The organism is Psychrobacter sp. ANT_WB68, assembly GCF_008369115.1.
In the GTDB taxonomy this organism is placed as follows: Bacteria; Pseudomonadota; Gammaproteobacteria; order Pseudomonadales; family Moraxellaceae; genus Psychrobacter.
The window spans coordinates 1,176,299-1,193,328 of sequence record NZ_VOAZ01000001.1; the positions used below are offsets into that span (position 1 = coordinate 1,176,299).

15 protein-coding genes are annotated in these 17,030 nt (G+C 43.5%); 12 read left to right on the forward strand and 3 right to left on the reverse strand.

Translation table 11 applies throughout. The features are described 5' to 3' along the window. The first annotated feature begins 151 nt into the window (after nucleotides 1-151). Nucleotides 152-1,405: a sulfate adenylyltransferase gene (sat, locus tag FQ084_RS04950; RefSeq protein WP_149489487.1), complete on the forward strand. Its 1,254-nt coding sequence runs from the start codon at nucleotides 152-154 to the stop codon at nucleotides 1,403-1,405. 104 nt (nucleotides 1,406-1,509) lie between these two features. On the opposite strand, the gene FQ084_RS04955 is transcribed toward sat, so the two are convergent. Beyond that, the gene (locus FQ084_RS04955; protein ID WP_262880657.1) at nucleotides 1,510-2,028 is read right to left on the reverse strand and encodes a hypothetical protein; all 519 of its coding nucleotides are present in this window, start codon (nucleotides 2,026-2,028) and stop codon (nucleotides 1,510-1,512) included. A gap of 388 nt (nucleotides 2,029-2,416) precedes the next feature. Between FQ084_RS04955 and FQ084_RS04960 the strand changes: the two genes are divergently transcribed. From FQ084_RS04960 to FQ084_RS04980, 5 genes are all read left to right on the forward strand, one after another. Continuing rightward, a complete protein-coding gene (locus tag FQ084_RS04960; RefSeq protein WP_149489489.1) occupies nucleotides 2,417-3,598 on the forward strand; it encodes a sulfate ABC transporter substrate-binding protein in 1,182 nt (393 codons plus the stop codon). 227 nt (nucleotides 3,599-3,825) lie between these two features. Next, nucleotides 3,826-4,929, forward strand: coding sequence for a sulfate ABC transporter substrate-binding protein (locus FQ084_RS04965; protein WP_149489490.1), 1,104 nt, complete (start codon nucleotides 3,826-3,828; stop codon nucleotides 4,927-4,929). A gap of 211 nt (nucleotides 4,930-5,140) precedes the next feature. Next, on the forward strand, nucleotides 5,141-6,025 hold the full coding sequence (gene cysT / locus FQ084_RS04970; protein WP_149489491.1) for a sulfate ABC transporter permease subunit CysT: 885 nt from the start codon (nucleotides 5,141-5,143) through the stop codon (nucleotides 6,023-6,025). After that, a complete protein-coding gene (gene cysW, locus FQ084_RS04975) occupies nucleotides 6,025-6,996 on the forward strand; it encodes a sulfate ABC transporter permease subunit CysW (RefSeq protein ID WP_149489492.1) in 972 nt (323 codons plus the stop codon). Before cysT ends, cysW begins: the two co-directional genes overlap by 1 nt. Before the next feature lie 86 nt (nucleotides 6,997-7,082). Further along, on the forward strand, nucleotides 7,083-7,805 hold the full coding sequence (locus FQ084_RS04980; protein WP_149489493.1) for a sulfate/molybdate ABC transporter ATP-binding protein: 723 nt from the start codon (nucleotides 7,083-7,085) through the stop codon (nucleotides 7,803-7,805). A gap of 153 nt (nucleotides 7,806-7,958) precedes the next feature. Here FQ084_RS04980 and FQ084_RS04985 read toward each other — a convergent pair whose 3' ends face one another. After that, nucleotides 7,959-8,282, reverse strand: coding sequence for an ArsR/SmtB family transcription factor (locus FQ084_RS04985; RefSeq protein ID WP_149489494.1), 324 nt, complete (start codon nucleotides 8,280-8,282; stop codon nucleotides 7,959-7,961). A 287-nt stretch (nucleotides 8,283-8,569) separates the two neighbouring features. Between FQ084_RS04985 and FQ084_RS04990 the strand changes: the two genes are divergently transcribed. From FQ084_RS04990 to bfr (FQ084_RS05000), 3 genes are all read left to right on the forward strand, one after another. Further along, on the forward strand, nucleotides 8,570-8,761 hold the full coding sequence (locus FQ084_RS04990) for a bacterioferritin-associated ferredoxin (protein WP_149489495.1): 192 nt from the start codon (nucleotides 8,570-8,572) through the stop codon (nucleotides 8,759-8,761). Nucleotides 8,762-9,209: 448 nt separating this feature from the next. Continuing rightward, nucleotides 9,210-9,698: a bacterioferritin gene (gene bfr / locus FQ084_RS04995; RefSeq protein WP_149489496.1), complete on the forward strand. Its 489-nt coding sequence runs from the start codon at nucleotides 9,210-9,212 to the stop codon at nucleotides 9,696-9,698. 75 nt (nucleotides 9,699-9,773) lie between these two features. Beyond that, nucleotides 9,774-10,256: a bacterioferritin gene (gene bfr / locus FQ084_RS05000; RefSeq protein WP_149489497.1), complete on the forward strand. Its 483-nt coding sequence runs from the start codon at nucleotides 9,774-9,776 to the stop codon at nucleotides 10,254-10,256. 150 nt (nucleotides 10,257-10,406) lie between these two features. On the opposite strand, the gene FQ084_RS05005 is transcribed toward bfr (FQ084_RS05000), so the two are convergent. Continuing rightward, nucleotides 10,407-11,783 (reverse strand): DHA2 family efflux MFS transporter permease subunit, encoded by a 1,377-nt coding sequence (locus FQ084_RS05005; protein WP_149489498.1) that lies wholly within the window; start codon nucleotides 11,781-11,783, stop codon nucleotides 10,407-10,409. Between the two features lie 417 nt (nucleotides 11,784-12,200). Here FQ084_RS05005 and yghU point away from each other — a divergent pair, with 417 nt between their 5' ends. The 3 genes from yghU (at nucleotide 12,201) to FQ084_RS05020 (ending at nucleotide 16,919) form a co-directional block, all read left to right on the forward strand. Next, the gene (gene yghU / locus FQ084_RS05010) at nucleotides 12,201-13,052 is read left to right on the forward strand and encodes a glutathione-dependent disulfide-bond oxidoreductase (protein ID WP_149489499.1); all 852 of its coding nucleotides are present in this window, start codon (nucleotides 12,201-12,203) and stop codon (nucleotides 13,050-13,052) included. Nucleotides 13,053-13,390: 338 nt separating this feature from the next. Continuing rightward, a complete protein-coding gene (locus FQ084_RS05015; protein ID WP_149489500.1) occupies nucleotides 13,391-14,647 on the forward strand; it encodes a DUF1176 domain-containing protein in 1,257 nt (418 codons plus the stop codon). Between the two features lie 595 nt (nucleotides 14,648-15,242). Next, nucleotides 15,243-16,919, forward strand: coding sequence for a DEAD/DEAH box helicase (locus tag FQ084_RS05020; RefSeq protein WP_149489501.1), 1,677 nt, complete (start codon nucleotides 15,243-15,245; stop codon nucleotides 16,917-16,919). The last annotated feature ends 111 nt before the right edge of the window (nucleotides 16,920-17,030 follow it).

Consider the following 17,030-nt stretch of genomic DNA (forward strand, 5'->3'; position numbering starts at 1 on the left):
AACATAAATTCCTTTAAGACATATGTATATCCAAACACAGCATAAATTTTCATAACGAAAGTTAGGTAGCCTATGCTTATACAATTTATCGCTACTTATTTCATCACTAATTATCTATGTTCATCACTATCTATAAAGGTTCTAAATCAATATGACATCACCTATAGCTAATCAAAAATTATCAAAACTTGTTCCGCCGCACGGTAGCAGCGAGCTTAAGCCGTTACTCTTAAAAGGCGATGCGCGCAAGCAAGCGTTGAAGCTTGCTAGCAGCTTGCCGACGATTACGTTAAGCTCACGCGAGCGAGGCGATTTGATTATGTTGGGTATTGGCGGCTTCACTCCGTTAAATGGGTTTATGAACCAAGCAGATTGGCAGGGTGTGGTTGATAACATGCGTCTGCAAAGTGGTGACAATGCCGGCTTGTTTTGGCCGATTCCTATTACTTTATCCGCGCCTAAAGCGACTGCCGACAGCCTAAAGCAAGGTGATAAAGTCGCGTTAGTTGCGAAAGATGGCGAGATTATGGGTGTCTTAACGGTAGAAGAAACCTATACCATTGATAAAGCTCATGAGTGCCAACAAGTATTCACGACCACAGATCCAGAGCATCCTGGTGTTCAGCAAGTCTTGGAGCAAGGTGATGTTAATATCGCAGGTCACGTTGAAGTATTAAGTGAGGGTGAGTTCCCAACCTTATATCCTGAGATTTATAAAACGCCTGCTGAGACACGTGAAATTTTGGATGCCAAAGGTTGGCAAACAGTCGCCGCTTTCCAAACTCGCAATCCAATGCACCGCTCACATGAGTACCTAGCCAAGATTGCTATCGAGATTTGTGATGGCGTATTGATCCATTCATTGTTAGGTGCCTTAAAGCCAGGCGATATCCCTGCGGAAGTGCGCCAAGAAGCGATTAAAACGTTGATTGACAATTACTTTAGACAAGACACGGTTATTCAAGCAGGTTATCCGCTAGATATGCGTTATGCTGGACCACGTGAGGCACTATTACATGCAGTATTCCGTCAAAACTATGGCTGTAGCCATCTGATTGTCGGTCGTGACCATGCCGGTGTCGGTGATTATTATGGCGCTTTTGATGCGCAAACTATCTTTGAATATGTCGGTAAAGACGATCTCATTACTCAGCCATTAAAAATTGGCTGGACGTTTTGGTGTAATGCTTGTAATGCCATGGCTTCGGATAAGACTTGCCCGCATGACGCCTCTGAGCATGTCAAAGTATCAGGGACTAAGTTACGTAAGGCACTATCAGAAGATGAAGAGGTGCCAGAAAACTTTAGCCGCCCTGAAGTACTAGAGATTTTGCGTGATTATTATGCGGGTATCGCTTTTGATGAGCGTGCTGAGGTCAAGTTAGTCGGTGCCTCTGCGGTATAAAAAACTTGAATAACGGCTAAATAAAAAAGGGGTCAGACAATAAATCTGACGCCCTTTTTTTATTTTTCTGAGATGTGCCTGGTTTTTTTCTAATATTTAAATCTTTAATTCAACTCTAGATGTCCTGCTAGCTTCTGATACTCTCCAACAATCGAGCCACCACCCGAACAAAAATAGTTTAATGCATATTTATCTTGGCTATCAATAGTTAGGACATTGTCCTTAAATTGAAAAAAAGCCGTACTGTCATTCACCTTACTTTGAAAAATAACACCATGCGCATCGTCTTGACCCATAAGGGTGGCTTTAGCATCGAATTGGCATGTTGATTTTTTTACATCGCTACGCGCACGCACCTTAATAGCAATCTGCTCATTCCCGTCTGCTTGAACGCTCACCCCAACCCAATCATAGTCTTGCGCGCGTTTGGCATACCCTTCAGAAGCGTAATCTCCGACGACTGCTTGTACCGCTGGCGTGACGGCAGCAATCGGTTGCTTAATGGTTTGGTTGTTCATACTGGGCGTCACATTATTACAGCCACTTAAGGTAAATAAAGCCGCAGAAGTCATTAAAAGTACTGCAAAAAAACGCGGGTAATGAACGTAACGAGGTGGAGACATGATCATTTAGTTACCTTTGATAAAGGAGTGATTAAGAGGGATGGTGGTTGCCTATCTAAGTGAATCACCTGACGGGCATGGGTGTAAGGGATAGTATCGTTTACCTAAAGGCTCGTCTACATACTAAGCAATGCCATAACTTACTCAAAAGTGTCTGCTTATCACTATATCGCAAAAATACTCGGAAAAAACAAGCAGTGTAGAATAACCAACAAACTTACTTATGCCAAGTTAATCACTCGATAAGCGCATTTGTCACTAAGCGTTTGCCTTTCAGGCTGTTAGCATAACTCTCATCATTCATAGAACCGAATCTAAAGGATTGTAGACCCTAATAAGGTTGCCAATGCTTTAAGAAACGCTTCTATCAACATTATCGAGAGCCGTTATGCAAGCAACGAATCAAAGCATTCAAAAAGTATCTAACAAGCTTGAATTTAGTAATGCCGCCTCATTTATTGAGAATAAAAGCAGGCAATCACAGGTTGCTTCTAACCATATTCGTTTCAGTTTTAAGTTGGGCGGTGTGCTAGCCGTTGCCATGCTAATGATAGCCTGTAGTCCTACCGAAGCTACCCAAAACAGTACGAATGATGGCACGAATAGTGGAACAAAAGATAAGCAAAATATCAGCCTGCTTAACGTCTCTTATGATGTATCGCGTGATTTTTATAAAGACTATAACTCGCTATTTACCAATATCTATCAGGGGCAACATCCTGATAGTAAGGTCAGCATTCAGCAATCACACGGCGGCGCTAGTAAACAGGCGCTATCCGTCGCCAATGGTCTACAAGCGGACGTGGTGACCTTAAACCAAGAAAGTGATATGAATATGTTGGTTAAAAAAGGGCTAGTAAAAACGGATTGGCGCGAGGCGTTTCCTGACAATGCCGTTCCTTATAGCACCACCATGATATTGCTGGTGCGTAGTGGCAACCCAAAAAACATCAAAGACTGGGAAGATTTGGCACGTGCGGATGTTGACGTGGTGATGCCCAATCCGAAAACCAGTGGTACGGCGCGCTATGCCTTTTTGGGTGCTTATGGCTCAGGATTGCATAAATTTAAAGAATCGGTCGCTCAGCCACAAAAAACCGATGCCTTTATGAAGAAAATGCTCGCCAACGTCGTGACTTATGACAATGGCGCGCGCGCCGCAACCACCAGCTTTACCCAGCGCGGGCTAGGGGATGTACTGATTACCACTGAAAATGAGGCGCATTTGGTGGCCACTCAGCATGCCAAAGGTCAAGTGGATATTGTTTATCCTAGCTATTCCATCACCATTCATAATCCAGTGGCGATCGTCAGTTCGGTCACTGAGAAAAAAGGCTCGACTGACGCGGCAACCGCTTATCTAAAAGCACTGTGGGACAAGCCCGCGCAAGAGCTGATGGCGCAGATGTATTTGCGCCCGAGCAACAAAGAGGTGCTAGCAGCCCATACAGGCACCTTAAAGGATATTCAAACCTTTGAGCCGGTTGCAGTGTTTGGTGATTGGGACAGTATCATGGAGACGTTCTTTGTCGATGGCGGGCGTTTTGACCAGCTGGCACAGGTTAAGTAACAGGCAGCCCCGACGCCATTTATAAGCAAAAGTCTTTGGGTCAAATACTCGATTTATAAAATATTTAAGGTGACTCATAAATTATGGCATTTAAGCTATTGATAACCTTATCTTTATAAATTCTATATTCCGTTTTGGCAATAACATACGCATATTCATCATTAAACATAATAAGCTTGCGCTGTTAGCATACTTGCATTAACTAACCAATCCCTTTTGAGGCAGCCATGACATCATATACTACAGGTTATAAATATAAAAATAAAACGCTTAGCGCTCTAAGTATCGCCGGTGTGGCGCTCACTTTGGGTATGGCAGGTTGTAGCAATAGCGAAAAAGCTGAGCCAGCAACCAATGCCGAAGGCACGCCAGCCGCTACCGAGGGGCAAGACATTGAACTGTTAAACGTCTCTTACGATGTGGCACGCGATTTTTATAAAGACTACAACCCATTATTCGTTGAGCATTATAAAGCGGAAAACCCAAACAGTAAGATCTTAATCAAACAGTCACATGGTGGTTCAAGTAAGCAAGCCTTATCTGTCGCTAATGGTTTACAAGCCGATGTCGCGACCATGAACCAAGGCTCTGATATTGAGCTGCTTGAGAAAAAGGGCTTGGTCGAGGCGGATTGGCAAAGCAAGTTCCCTGATAACGCCGTACCTTTTACCAGTACCATCGTATTCCTAGTGCGTAAAGACAATCCTAAAGGCATTAACGACTGGCAGGATTTGACCAAAGAAGGCGTTGAGATTGTTATGGCCAATCCAAAAGTGACGGGTAATGGTCGCTATGCTTTCTTAGGCGCTTATGGTTATGGTTTACATGCGTTTAATAAAGATGAAACGCAAGCCAAAAACTATGTGAAAGACATGCTTAAAAACGTCAAAGTCTATGAGAATGGCGGACGTGCAGCGACGACTACCTTCGTTCAGCGCGGTATCGGTGATGTTCTAGTGACCTTTGAAAACGAAGCTAATTTAGCAGCCACTGATTTTGGCTTGGGTAAAGTAGATATTGTTTATCCTAAATACTCTATCAAGTCTGAAAGTCCGGTAGCTGTCGTGAAGACAGTCACAGATAAAAAAGGCACCACCGATGCGGCAAAAGCATATCTTGATTACTTATGGAGCGAGCCTGCCCAGCAATTGGCAGCCAACCTATACTTACGCCCAAGCGTGAAAAGTGTGCTTGATAAAAACAGCGATAAATTGCCACCTATCGATACTTTCCGTCCCAATGACGCGTTTGGTACTTGGGATGAAATCATGGCTACTTACTTCAGCGATGGCGGTGTTTTCGATCAGTTAGCCGTTAATGCACCAAAATAAGCCGCTAGTACGCTGATTGCTCAAACCTTTTATTAACTTGTTATTAAATGTCGTTGAAGCAATTGGGTTTAGAGTAACGTCCAAGCACATAAAGGACATGGCTACCCACGCTGTGTCCTTTATAGCTTACGCAAACCAATAATACATTTCATATCACGTGGCGCTTACGACTAAGAGTTAAGAGCCATCAGTTAGGCAACAGGACATCACTATGAGTGCAACAACTTCTCCTGCCAGCAAACCCGCCAATAAAAAAGGATGGCTGACACGCTTGCGCCAGCGCAATGTGCTACCAGGGTTTGGGTTAAGTATGGGCATCACTGTCTTTAGCTTATCGTTACTGGTGGTGCTACCGTTTGCCATGATGGCCTATACCACCACACAAATGGGCTGGACAGGTTTTTGGGAAACCATCACTCAGCCGCAAGTCACCGCTGCTATCAAACTCAGTTTATGGATGTCGTTTTTGGCGATGCTCACCAATATGGTATTTGGTACGCTAGTCGCTTGGGTGCTCGTGCGCTACGAGTTTTGGGGTAAATCGTTGATTAATGCCTTGGTTGATTTGCCGTTTGCGCTACCGACAGCCGTGACGGGTATCTCATTGGCCACCCTTTATGCACCTAATGGCTTGATTGGTCAGTGGTTCGCCAAGTTTGATATTCAAGTCGCTTTTACGCCATTAGGTATTTGGCTCGCTTTAGTAGTCGTGAGTTTTCCGTTTATCGTCCGTGCGGTACAGCCCGTATTGGCAGAATTGTCCGTTGAATTTGAAGAGGCGGCCGCAGTATTGGGTGCCAATCGTTTTACGACCTTTCGTAAAGTCATTTTACCAGAGCTGTTACCCGCACTGCTCATGGGCGCAGGTATGATGTTTGCCCGTGCCACTGGCGAGTATGGTTCGGTGATTTTTATCGCTGGCAATATTCCGATGCAGTCTGAGATTTTACCGCTCATTATTATCAGCAAGCTTGAGCAGTTTGATGTTCAAGGCGCCTCAGCGGTTGCACTATTTATGCTGCTAATCTCATTTGTCATTTTACTGACCATTAATATCGTACAGTGGAAGCTGTCGCGCCGTGTAGGAGCTCGCTAATGCAAATCTCTAATAGCTATGACTACCAAAGCAACCCAGCAACCAAAGATACGCCATGGGTACGCCGTACTTTTATTACTATCGCGGTGCTATTTATGGTCATCATGTTGGTGGTGCCCCTGCTAGCGGTCTTCTATGAAGCCTTTAAAAACGGCTGGCAATTGTATATAGCGTCGCTAGTCGATCCTGAAGCCTTGCAAGCGATTAAACTCACTTTAATTACTGCCGCCATTGTCTTGCCAATTAATATGGTGATGGGCATCGCGATTGCTTGGCTGGTAACGCGTTATCAGTTTAAAGGTAAGCAACTGGTGACGACGTTGCTTGATTTACCCTTTTCGGTGTCTCCAGTGGTTGCAGGTTTAATGTTTGTGCTGTTATTTGGACTCAACTCTACCATTGGTGGCTGGCTTGAGGGCATGGGTTTTCAGGTAATTTACGCCGTACCAGGGATTATTTTAGCGACGTTATTTGTGACCTTTCCGTTTGTGGCACGTGAGCTGATACCACTGATGCAAACGCAAGGCGATAGCGAGGAGCAAGCGGCACTCACTTTGGGTGCGACGGGTTGGCAGACCTTTTGGCATGTGACGCTACCCAATATTAAATGGGCGCTGCTGTATGGTCTTATTTTGACCAATGCGCGGGCGATGGGTGAGTTTGGGGCAGTGAGCGTGGTATCCGGTCATATTCGCGGAGAAACCAACACCATGCCGCTACTGGTTGAGATTGCCTACAACGATTATAACTTTACCGCCGCTTTTGCTTTATCAAGTTTACTTGCTGGTTTGGCACTCGTGACCCTGCTAATACAACAAGTGATGACTAAGCTACAAGATCGTAAATTTGCCAAGTCCGAGCGCTTGGTCAGTGCGCCTGAGCTGCCGGTTAGCGCCAACTCTGCAAACGCTACAAATGCTAAGAACGCTGATAAAGAGGCAACGTTGGCAGAAAGCACAGGTCGTCTATAAGTAATAGCTTAATAAAGCAGGCATCATAAAACCATCTGCCGCCCGCATTAAGACGTTAAGCCAAAAATATAATAAGAGAACCCATTATGAGCATTGAGATTCGCAACGTTAATAAAAAATTCGGTAATTTTACCGCCTTAGACAACATTAATATCACGGTACCTACTGGTAAGTTAACGACCTTGCTCGGTCCTTCAGGCTGCGGTAAAACCACCTTGCTGCGCATCATTGCCGGTCTAGAATATGCGGACTCTGGGCAAATATTGTTTGATGAATTAGATGTCACTAATACGCCCGTGCAAAAGCGCCATATCGGCTTTATGTTTCAGCATTATGCCTTATTTCGTCACAAAAACATCGCTGATAATGTCGGCTTTGGGCTGACCTTGCTCCCAAAAAATGAGCGTCCAAGTAAGGCGGATATCAATAAGCGCGTTGCTGAGCTGTTAGATTTGGTGCAGCTGCCCCAAGTTGCCAACGCTTACCCGCATCAATTATCAGGTGGTCAGCGTCAGCGTATTGCGCTGGCACGTGCTTTAGCAGTTAAACCAAAGCTATTACTGCTGGATGAGCCGTTTGGGGCGCTAGATGCGAAGGTACGTAAAGAGCTGCGTACTTGGCTAAAGAATATCCACCACGAGCTGGGTATTACCAGCATCATGGTAACCCACGACCAAGAAGAGGCACGGGCGGTATCGGATGAGATTGTGGTAATGAACCATGGTCGCGTTGAGCAAGTCGGTACCTCAGAGGAACTGATTCACCAGCCAGCCAACGCTTTTGTGAGTGATTTCTTAGACTTAGTATGATGTAGACCTAATATAATAAGGCTGAGTGGTGTTACCACATCACTAACGATAGCCGTTGCCGTATTTTAAGATAAAAAAAGACCTATACATTTATAGGTCTTTTTTTATGCGCTGAAGTATTGATTATACCTACCTCTTGCTCTTGGTATCAAACTAAGCAGGTTTAGGCATATTGATATCTTTGGTTGATATCTGCTTATAGGTAATTTCCAAAATATCTTGGCACCATTCTGGCAAATCATCCGCCACTTCATACCACATCCATGTCCCATCACGAACACAGCTTAAGATACCCAGCTTTTTTAAATGATTCAAATGGCGCGAGATAGTCGGCTGCGGTTGGTCAAGTATTTCTACCAACTCACCCACACAGCGTGACTCTTTGTTAAATAAGATTTGGAAAATCTTCAGACGCGTTGGATCAGATAACACTTTAAATAACTCAAGCGGTTGTATCGTAGAATTATTATTTGACATAGAACAATTCCAATATAGGTTTAGTTAATAGGGGGTCAATATAACAGCAGTTAGCTATAAAATCGATTAAAAAATGAGCAAATCTACAGTTCGTCGCCATTTTACTACCTTTGGTACCTTTTAGTTACACACATATTTATATTCAGTTACATGGATTAAGCAAGCGTAATATAGCGATGTAATGATAACAAATATGAATTATGAATCTTTCAAATACTATTGTAAATGGTAATAATTATCGTTATTATAACGAATAACAAGAATGACATCCATGTAGGGGCCTGCACATGTACGTATGTATCTGTAACGACGTCAAAGAAAAACAAATTAAAGCCGCTATTGCCTCAGGTATTGATACGTTAGACGGTCTAAAAGACACGCTTGATGTAGCGACTTGCTGTGGCTGCTGTGAACCTATGGTCAATGATTATCTTGATGAGCATCACGCCAAACTCGATGCTTTGGCTTATGCCGTTTAACCATTGCTTGTAGACCTTGCTATTGATCATAAGTTTTTAGTCCTTTCTTCTAAGCAATATCAGCTTAAAGCACTTTCTGCCCTGCGTTTCTTCCTGTCACTGCCTCATTGTTAGGGCTATAAATCATTACTATCAATGAGGCTGATAAACAGGGCAGAGCGGCCATCGCTCATCTTCTAGCAATCCTTTCTAAGTTTGTCTTATCCGCTTATAAAAAGCTGGCTAATACTTTTTACTTATGCGAGTTAATGACAATTCGCAATCAACGTCTTATTCTTAATTCATATCGTTACAAGTGATATAACGTCTGTATGCTACTATATCTGTCTGAATTTGTAAGACGTTTTGTTGGTTTTAATCTTTACTGATTAGTTTACTAATAGTGCTTTCCATATATGTATTATTGTGAATGTATATACAAATAAATGAAAATACAGGAGTATAGGTGATGATAGGCAGCCCAAAGGTAATTGACTATTTGAATTTTTTATTAGGTGGTGAGCTTGCGGCTCGTGACCAATATTTCATTCATTCTGAGATGTACGCCGAATGGCATTACGGTAAATTGTATGACCGTATCAGCCATGAGATGCAAGATGAAACGCTACATGCCCAAGCGATTATCCGCCGTATTTTGATGTTAAGCGGCACGCCTAAGATGAGCGTCAACGAGATTAAAGTTGGCACAACGGTTCCTGAAATGCTCCAGCTTGATTTGGATTTAGAATATCAAGTACAGCAGCACCTTAAAGACGGCATTGCGCTTTGTGAAGCAGAGCATGACTATGTCACCCGTGAGATGTTGGTTGAGCAGCTTAAAGACACCGAAGAAGATCATGCTCATTGGCTAGAGCAACAATTGCGCCTAATTGACATGATTGGTCTACCCAATTATTTGCAAAGTCAGATGGCGGAAGTCTCTCCTAATATTGTTTAGTATTTTATTCGCTAAGCGCCTTTAACAAGTATTAAAAGTCATCAGTAATAAAATAATCAATACAGGGAGATAAAAATGAAAGGGGATAAAGAGATCATTCGCACACTCAATAAAGTGCTGGGTCAGTCATTAATAGCCATTAATCAATACTTTTTGCATGCCCGTATTGCAAGGCATTGGGGCTTAGAGGCGTTGAACGACTCGCTATATAAGCAATCGATTGCTGAGATGAAGTGGTCAGATGAGCTGATTGCGCGGATTTTGTTATTAGGCGGTCTGCCAAATTTGCAAGAATTGGGTAAAGTTTTGGTCGGTGAAGATGTGCCAGAGATTATCGACTGCAACCTGCGTTTAGAGAAACAGAAATTTGCCATTATCACCGATGCCATTACGTTATGTGAGAGCAAGCGTGACTATGTCTCGCGCCAGTTACTCGTTACCCTCAAAGACGGTAACGAAGAATATCAAGACTGGTTAGAGACGCAAGAGGATTTGATTAAAGACGTAGGCGTTGAAAACTATATCCAATCGCAAATGGACGATGAAAAAGCGCCTTAAAAATAGAAAAAGTAGATCAAACCTGCCAGCACAGATTAAGAAGGTCAGTTAAGACTTATCTTAATCTGTGCTGGCATTTTTATGTTTAACTGTCTTTTTCGATAAAAGCTGCTCGTTTTTCGCTTGTTTTTAATGCAAACAATCAATCCATCAATACAAGCCGCGACCATCTTCAGGTTTAAGGCGTAAAAAGTATAGCCCTGAGAGAATGGTCAAGATACCTAGTATCCAATACGTGGTTTGAAACGCTACCAAGATATCAAGATCAAGTCGCTCACGCAGCAGATTTAATACCGCCGCGCCAAAGGCAATACCAAAACTAATCGCCAATTGCTGATTAACTGCCATCAAACTATTACCGCTACTGGTTTGCGTGCCTTCTAAATCACCGATGGTAATGGTATTCATCGCGCTAAACTGCATCGAATTACAAGCGCCCATGATGGTCAAGATAGGAATGAACCAAATCCAATTTGCGGCATCGTTAAATTGCGCCAAGACAATGATCAGCACACCTATCAAAAAGGTATTGACCACCAAAACCTTACGGTAGGTAAAGCGCTGAATGATTTTACTGACCCAAGGTTTGATACCGATGGCACCAACAGCGATGGGCGCGAGCAGCCAACCTGCTTGCGACGGTGAATATTCAAACACCACTTGTAGCAACAGCGGCAATAAGAAGGGTACGGCGCTGATACCTAAACGCGTGAATAAATTGCCAGTAATACCAATGCGAAAAGTACGAATACTGAATAAGCTCAGCGGAAATAGCGGGGCCAGACGGCGTTTGGCATGCCAAACATAAGCGCCTATCAGCATACTAGCCCCTAATGCGAGCAGTAGACCGTAAAGCCCACGACCTGTCTGTGAGCCAAATTCCACAGCAAGAGTAAAACCACAAGCGGCTGCCGCAAACAATGCAAATCCTGTCCAGTCTAGACGCTTAGTATCTTCAAATAATGCCGGTACCAGTTTTTTGCCCATGATAAAACCAAAAACACCCATCGGTATATTGATTAAGAATATCCAATGCCAACTGGTATATTGCACAATATAACCACCCAATACTGGTCCAACTAGGGGCGCGATTAACGCTGGTATTACCGCGAAGTTCATGACTGTCAAAAGCTTATTGCGTGGATAAGACTTGACCAATATCAAACGCGCGACAGGGGTCATCATCGCGCCACCAATGCCTTGTACGACGCGCGAACCAATCAAGAAATCTAACGTTGGTGAGGCGGCACACAATAGCGAGCCAATACAAAATATGATAATGGCGTATAAGAATACGCGCCGTGTGCCATATTTGTCCGCTAAAAACCCACTAATAGGAATAAAGATTGCCAAGGTCAGCGCGTAGCTGATGACGGCCCATTGCATTTTTAACGGTGATTCACCGAGAGCTTGCGCCATCTGCGGCAGAGAGGTATTTAAGATGGTGGCATCTAAAATTTGCATAAATAACGCCACCGCTAGCACATAGGGTAGGTATTTATCTTGGGTTGGGGTTAGGGTTACCATATTGACATCACCATATCTTAAGACCATTTTTGCTAAGAGCGGTTTTCTAAAAGTGTCTTTTTAAGAGTGCTTAAAAAAGCCGATTACAGCGTCTAAAAAGACGCTAAGTTGTGCGTAGTATAAAAACAACTGTCTTTGAGTTAAAGAGTAGCAAAGTAACGATATGCGCCTAGTTCTTATAAAATTACCTTTAAGCCAATTAGCCGCTCTTAAAAAACAGGTTACAAGACAGGGCTTTAATCAAAGCTTTAATCTTCGCTATAGTAGGTGGCTATCTAGTAAAAACCGATAAAGCAGAACGGTTTTAATAGGAAGTTTTTTGCAGAAACATAAGTGGAAATATAGCTAGCAAAGACTTCAGTTATTAAAGAGCACTCAAACAACAAATAATAAAACGACAAAAAAGCAGGTAATCTTATGAGTAATGACAATAATCAATCAAACAAGACCAGCGCATATACCCCACCTAAAGTATGGACCCAAGATAAAGAAAATGGCGGCAAGTTCGCCACTATCAATAGACCAACGGCTGGTGCTCGCCATGAGCAGAAACTGCCTGTTGGTGATGCGCCTTTACAGCTGTATTCATTGAATACACCCAATGGCGTTAAAGTAAATATTTTGTTAGAAGAGCTTGCCGAGCTCAATATTAAAGGCGCTGAGTACGATGCCTATGAAATCGATATCTCTGAGGGCGATCAGTTTGGTTCAGGATTTGTGGCTATCAACCCCAACTCTAAAATCCCTGCGCTGGTTGACTATGCTGCTGACACTGAAGACGGTGAGCCTATTGCGCTTTTTGAGTCGGGTGCTATCTTGTTATATTTAGCCGAAAAGTTTGGTAAGTTTGTGCCGCCTGCTGATGGCTCGCAAAACAAAGCGCGGGCAGAGTGTCTATCTTGGCTCATGTGGCAGATGGGCAGTGCGCCTTTCTTAGGTGGTGGCTTTGGGCATTTTTACGCCTATGCCCCTGAGCCGATGGAATATCCTATCAACCGCTATGCCATGGAGGTCAAACGCCAGCTTGATGTCTTGGATACTCATCTCAAACACCATGAGTATATGTGTGGCAATGACGAGTCTGACTATAATATTGCCGATATGATTATCTGGGCATGGTATGGTCAATTAGTCCTGGGCAAGCTTTATGATGCTGCCGAGTTCTTACAAGTAGATGATTATAATCATGTAAAGCGTTGGGCGCAAAAAATTGCCGCCCGCCCAGCCGTTAAACGCGCCGTAGATTTAGAGCTTAAGCCTATTGTTTAAGCATTTATTTTAAACCGTTCGCTTAAGCGACTGTTGACCGCCGTGCGTTCAGTTAGATATCGCATAACCCTCATTGACGGTAGCGCTGAGTAGATATCAGCACATACACTCTAATAAAAAAGGTTAATAAGTGGTTTGCTTATTAACCTTTTGCTTGCTATATTCCACACTATATATTCTTTAATGTAAATATATTCATTTATATATTGAATTGGGTGTACTTCCATATTTACATAATGGTACATTAGTATAACAGATAGAAACATTGATACGTTAAGATAGCAGCCACCGCTTTAATGAGCAGGTGGTGATTTTTATTCTATTAATGAGTAATGATTATGAAGGATAATAATAACACTCAGCGTGCATTATTACTCTTAACGAGTGATTTGAATGTTGATTATGGTGATACTACGAGTAATGCCAATTATCAGCGTCATCAAAAATCTAATCTATTAACAGATAACGCTCATATCAAAATAAATTCTATAAAAACAAAAAAGATACCTTTATTAATGACAAAGAAAATTTTATTACCTATATTTGCAGCCATTAGCACGGCTTTATTTAGCTCAGCAGCGCTGGCTAGCACGCCTGTTAGTTTTAACAGCCAAGACTGGGAAGTGGCTTGCGATAATACCCGTACTTGCCGGTTGGCAGGTTACCAAGCAGAGAATAATAGCGACTTACCGGTGTCTGTATTATTGGTGCGCCGAGCAGGTACCAATGCGACAGTCGAAGGCAAGGTTAAACTGGGCGGTGCTAAAGAAAGCTCAGCTAAGGCATTAATGCAGCTCGGCAATCGCCATCGCATATCATTATTTATCAACGACAGAGATTACGGGGAAACCAAGCCTTATTCGGTGGCTGCCGGTCATGCTGAGCTGACCTCAACACAAGTGAGCGCGTTACTTGGCGCATTGACTGAGTCAAGCAAGATTGAGCTGGTGATTCGCAATACGCGTTGGCAACTATCAGATAAAGGTGCCAGCGCTGTCATGCTTAAAGCCGATGAAGCACAGGGCCGAGTAGGGACGCCAAGTGCCTTTATTCTTACCGATGGTACAAGCAAATCTAATAGCACTGTCTTGACACCACGAGCGGCACCCTCCTTAAGATTGGTAACGCCCAATCCTAAAGCCATCTCTAGCAATAATAAAACATTTGTCATGCGTGCATCTCAGCTATCAGAAATGATGAAAAGCACCATGAAGGATGTGAATACGGATTGCCCAAACTTAGCGGATAAATCACCTTGGCGTATCAGCCGCCTTAATAGCAAGCAGCTGCTCGCACAGCATGATTGCTGGACCGGCGCATATAACACCGGCATGGGGGTTTGGGTACTCAATGACACTAAGCCTCATCAACCGACCTTAGTGACGACGAGTGCAACCGATTATAGCAATGGCAAATTAACGTCGGTACAAAAGGGCCGCGGGATGGGCGATTGCTTATCTAGGACTGACTGGGTATGGACAGGCAAAGCATTTGAAAAAAGCCACGAAAGCACCACAGGCATGTGCCGTTTGATAGAGGCGGGCGGTGCGTGGCAGTTACCCACCTATGTGACTGAAGTTAAATTAGGCAAATAGCAGCATAGCCAAATAACTTAGATAGGTAGTAAGTGCCCGATTAGAAGCATTGTATTAGCGGTGAGTGGCTAATAACAAAGCCTTGTTCAATGATTGGTTGAAAAATAGCTACCTATATTTTTTTATTGTGTTATACTACGTCCCCACGTTAGCATAGACTAGCGTGAATTATGAGATTGATAACATCGCCTGCGATTTTGGGTCTAGGATGACCATAAGTAATTGTTGCCGATGATTTTGTGTACTTAAATAACCCTTCATATAAATATTGAAAAACACGTTATTTTTGACTCATATCTTATCTACTAACCCTGTATGGGATAGATTGGTTGTTACCTGACTTTATCTGCTTTGGACAAAGCATAGATAATGCGCTGTTAGCAAACAAGGATGAGACACTCGGCACTACCACCAAAATACGTCAGACAGCACGAACGCCTTTATAACATTGACAAGCTTTATAAGCTTGGCTTTTGATTGTTAAGCCTTTTTAGGGTAAAACAATTAATTCATAAACGCATCGTGGTGAACGGTTATCAGTGGTATGCATCAAGCTTGCTGAATTTACAGCAGCTTATACTTACCAAGGATTACTATGACTGACATCTTATCTGCTATCGCCGCTGAAAACGGCATCATCGAAAGCACTGATACCCCAAACACAACTGCAAATACCGATACTAATAATCAAGCGGCTACTACTGACGCTGCTGAAGAAAATAAAATCACTTTTGCTGAACTTAATATTGCTAAGCCAATTTTAACCGCGCTTGATCGCAGTGGCTATACCCATCCAACACCTATTCAAGAACAAGCCATTCCTTTTGCTCTAGCAGGTCGCGACTTATTGTTGTCAGCGCAAACCGGTAGTGGTAAAACAGCGGCATTCGTTATCCCTGTACTTGACCGTTTAAGCCGTGCCACTAGCTTTGACAAATTAACCAAAGCTCTTATCCTAACGCCAACGCGTGAACTTGCTCAGCAAGTACATGACAGTGTGCGTACGTATTCTAAAGATATGCGCGGTTTGTTCTGTGTGCCATTAGTAGGCGGCGCACCTTACAATGGTCAGATTACGGCTTTGAAAAAAGGCGTTCAAGTGATTGTTGCGACTCCTGGTCGTTTACTTGACCATATCAATGCCGGTCGCGTTGATTTATCAAGCCTTGAAATATTGGTACTTGACGAAGCTGACCGTATGCTAGACATGGGTTTTGCTGACGATATTAACGATATCTTAAAAGCGGCTCCTGACAATCGTCAAACCATTATGTGTTCTGCAACTTGGGATGGTCCTGTTGGCAAAATTGCTGCTAGCTTCACCAAAAACCCTGAGCGCGTTTCAATCAAAGTTGAATCAGCACATATCGAAGAAAAAGTGTATTACTGTGACGATTTTGATCATAAAAACCGTTTGCTTGACAAAATTGTTTGCGATAAAGATATGGAACAAGTCATCATCTTTGCTGCGACCAAACGTAGTACTGAAAAGTTAGCCAAATCTCTACAAGAGCAAGGCCATAAAGCCAGCTTCTTACATGGTGATTTGCCACAAAGCAAGCGTAACCGTATCGTTCAAGACTTGCGTAATGGTAAATGTAAAATCTTAGTAGCGACTGACGTTGCTGCTCGTGGTCTTGACGTGCCAGCACTATCGCACGTAATTAACTATGACTTGCCACGTCAAACAGAAGACTACGTGCATCGTATCGGTCGTTGTGGTCGTGCCGGTCGTACGGGTATTGCTATCAGCTTATGTAGCATGGATGATCGTCCACAACTAAACGCTATCAACCGTTATTTAGATCGCAAAATGGAAGTATCGGTCATCGAAGGTATGGAGCCTAAGAAGACTTATGTACCTAGCGAAAACAAAGGTAATGGTCGTGGTCGTGGTCGCGGACGCTCAAGTGGCGGCGGTAACGGTCAAGGCCGTGGTCGCTCAAGCGGTGGCTATCAAGGCAATCCTGCTAATGCTCGTGGTCGTTCAAGCGACAGCGCACCAACTGGTCAACGCGCTAGCAATGACAGCGGTTATCAAGGTAAGCCACGTGATTCATCTGGCAAACCAAATGAGCGTTCAGGTGGCAAGCCGTATCAAGGCAAGCGCACTGGTGCTCCTAGCCGTGGTGATAGCACTGGCGTTCCACGCGGTGAGCGTGCTGCAACGGGTCGTGGTCGTCCAAGTGGCAGCCAAGGTCGCCCAGCTGGTCGTGCTGACAGCCGTGGTCAAGGTCGTTCAAGCGGTGGCAACCGTAGTAACAACTCGTAATATCGTTATCGTGACTGCTTAATAATGGTATTTTATCAAATGCTGTTAGTCTAGCCAGTTAACCTAACATTAAAAGCCAGATACTTGTTATCTGGCTTTTTTGTGCGTCAT

Excerpts from the sequence above, each read along its gene's own strand:
- bfr (WP_149489496.1), top strand. The coding sequence starts at position 9,210 with ATGATAGGCAGCCCAAAGGTAATTGACTATTTGAATTTTTTATTAGGT.
- FQ084_RS04960 (WP_149489489.1), top strand. The coding sequence starts at position 2,417 with ATGCAAGCAACGAATCAAAGCATTCAAAAAGTATCTAACAAGCTTGAA.
- FQ084_RS04965 (WP_149489490.1), top strand. The coding sequence starts at position 3,826 with ATGACATCATATACTACAGGTTATAAATATAAAAATAAAACGCTTAGC.
- sat (WP_149489487.1), top strand. The coding sequence starts at position 152 with ATGACATCACCTATAGCTAATCAAAAATTATCAAAACTTGTTCCGCCG.
- FQ084_RS04980 (WP_149489493.1), top strand. The coding sequence starts at position 7,083 with ATGAGCATTGAGATTCGCAACGTTAATAAAAAATTCGGTAATTTTACC.
- yghU (WP_149489499.1), top strand. The coding sequence starts at position 12,201 with ATGAGTAATGACAATAATCAATCAAACAAGACCAGCGCATATACCCCA.
- FQ084_RS05020 (WP_149489501.1), top strand. The coding sequence starts at position 15,243 with ATGACTGACATCTTATCTGCTATCGCCGCTGAAAACGGCATCATCGAA.
- FQ084_RS05015 (WP_149489500.1), top strand. The coding sequence starts at position 13,391 with ATGAAGGATAATAATAACACTCAGCGTGCATTATTACTCTTAACGAGT.
- FQ084_RS04990 (WP_149489495.1), top strand. The coding sequence starts at position 8,570 with ATGTACGTATGTATCTGTAACGACGTCAAAGAAAAACAAATTAAAGCC.
- FQ084_RS04985 (WP_149489494.1), bottom strand. The coding sequence starts at position 8,282 with ATGTCAAATAATAATTCTACGATACAACCGCTTGAGTTATTTAAAGTG.
- FQ084_RS05005 (WP_149489498.1), bottom strand. The coding sequence starts at position 11,783 with ATGGTAACCCTAACCCCAACCCAAGATAAATACCTACCCTATGTGCTA.
- FQ084_RS04955 (WP_262880657.1), bottom strand. The coding sequence starts at position 2,028 with ATGTCTCCACCTCGTTACGTTCATTACCCGCGTTTTTTTGCAGTACTT.
- bfr (WP_149489497.1), top strand. The coding sequence starts at position 9,774 with ATGAAAGGGGATAAAGAGATCATTCGCACACTCAATAAAGTGCTGGGT.
- cysT (WP_149489491.1), top strand. The coding sequence starts at position 5,141 with ATGAGTGCAACAACTTCTCCTGCCAGCAAACCCGCCAATAAAAAAGGA.
- cysW (WP_149489492.1), top strand. The coding sequence starts at position 6,025 with ATGCAAATCTCTAATAGCTATGACTACCAAAGCAACCCAGCAACCAAA.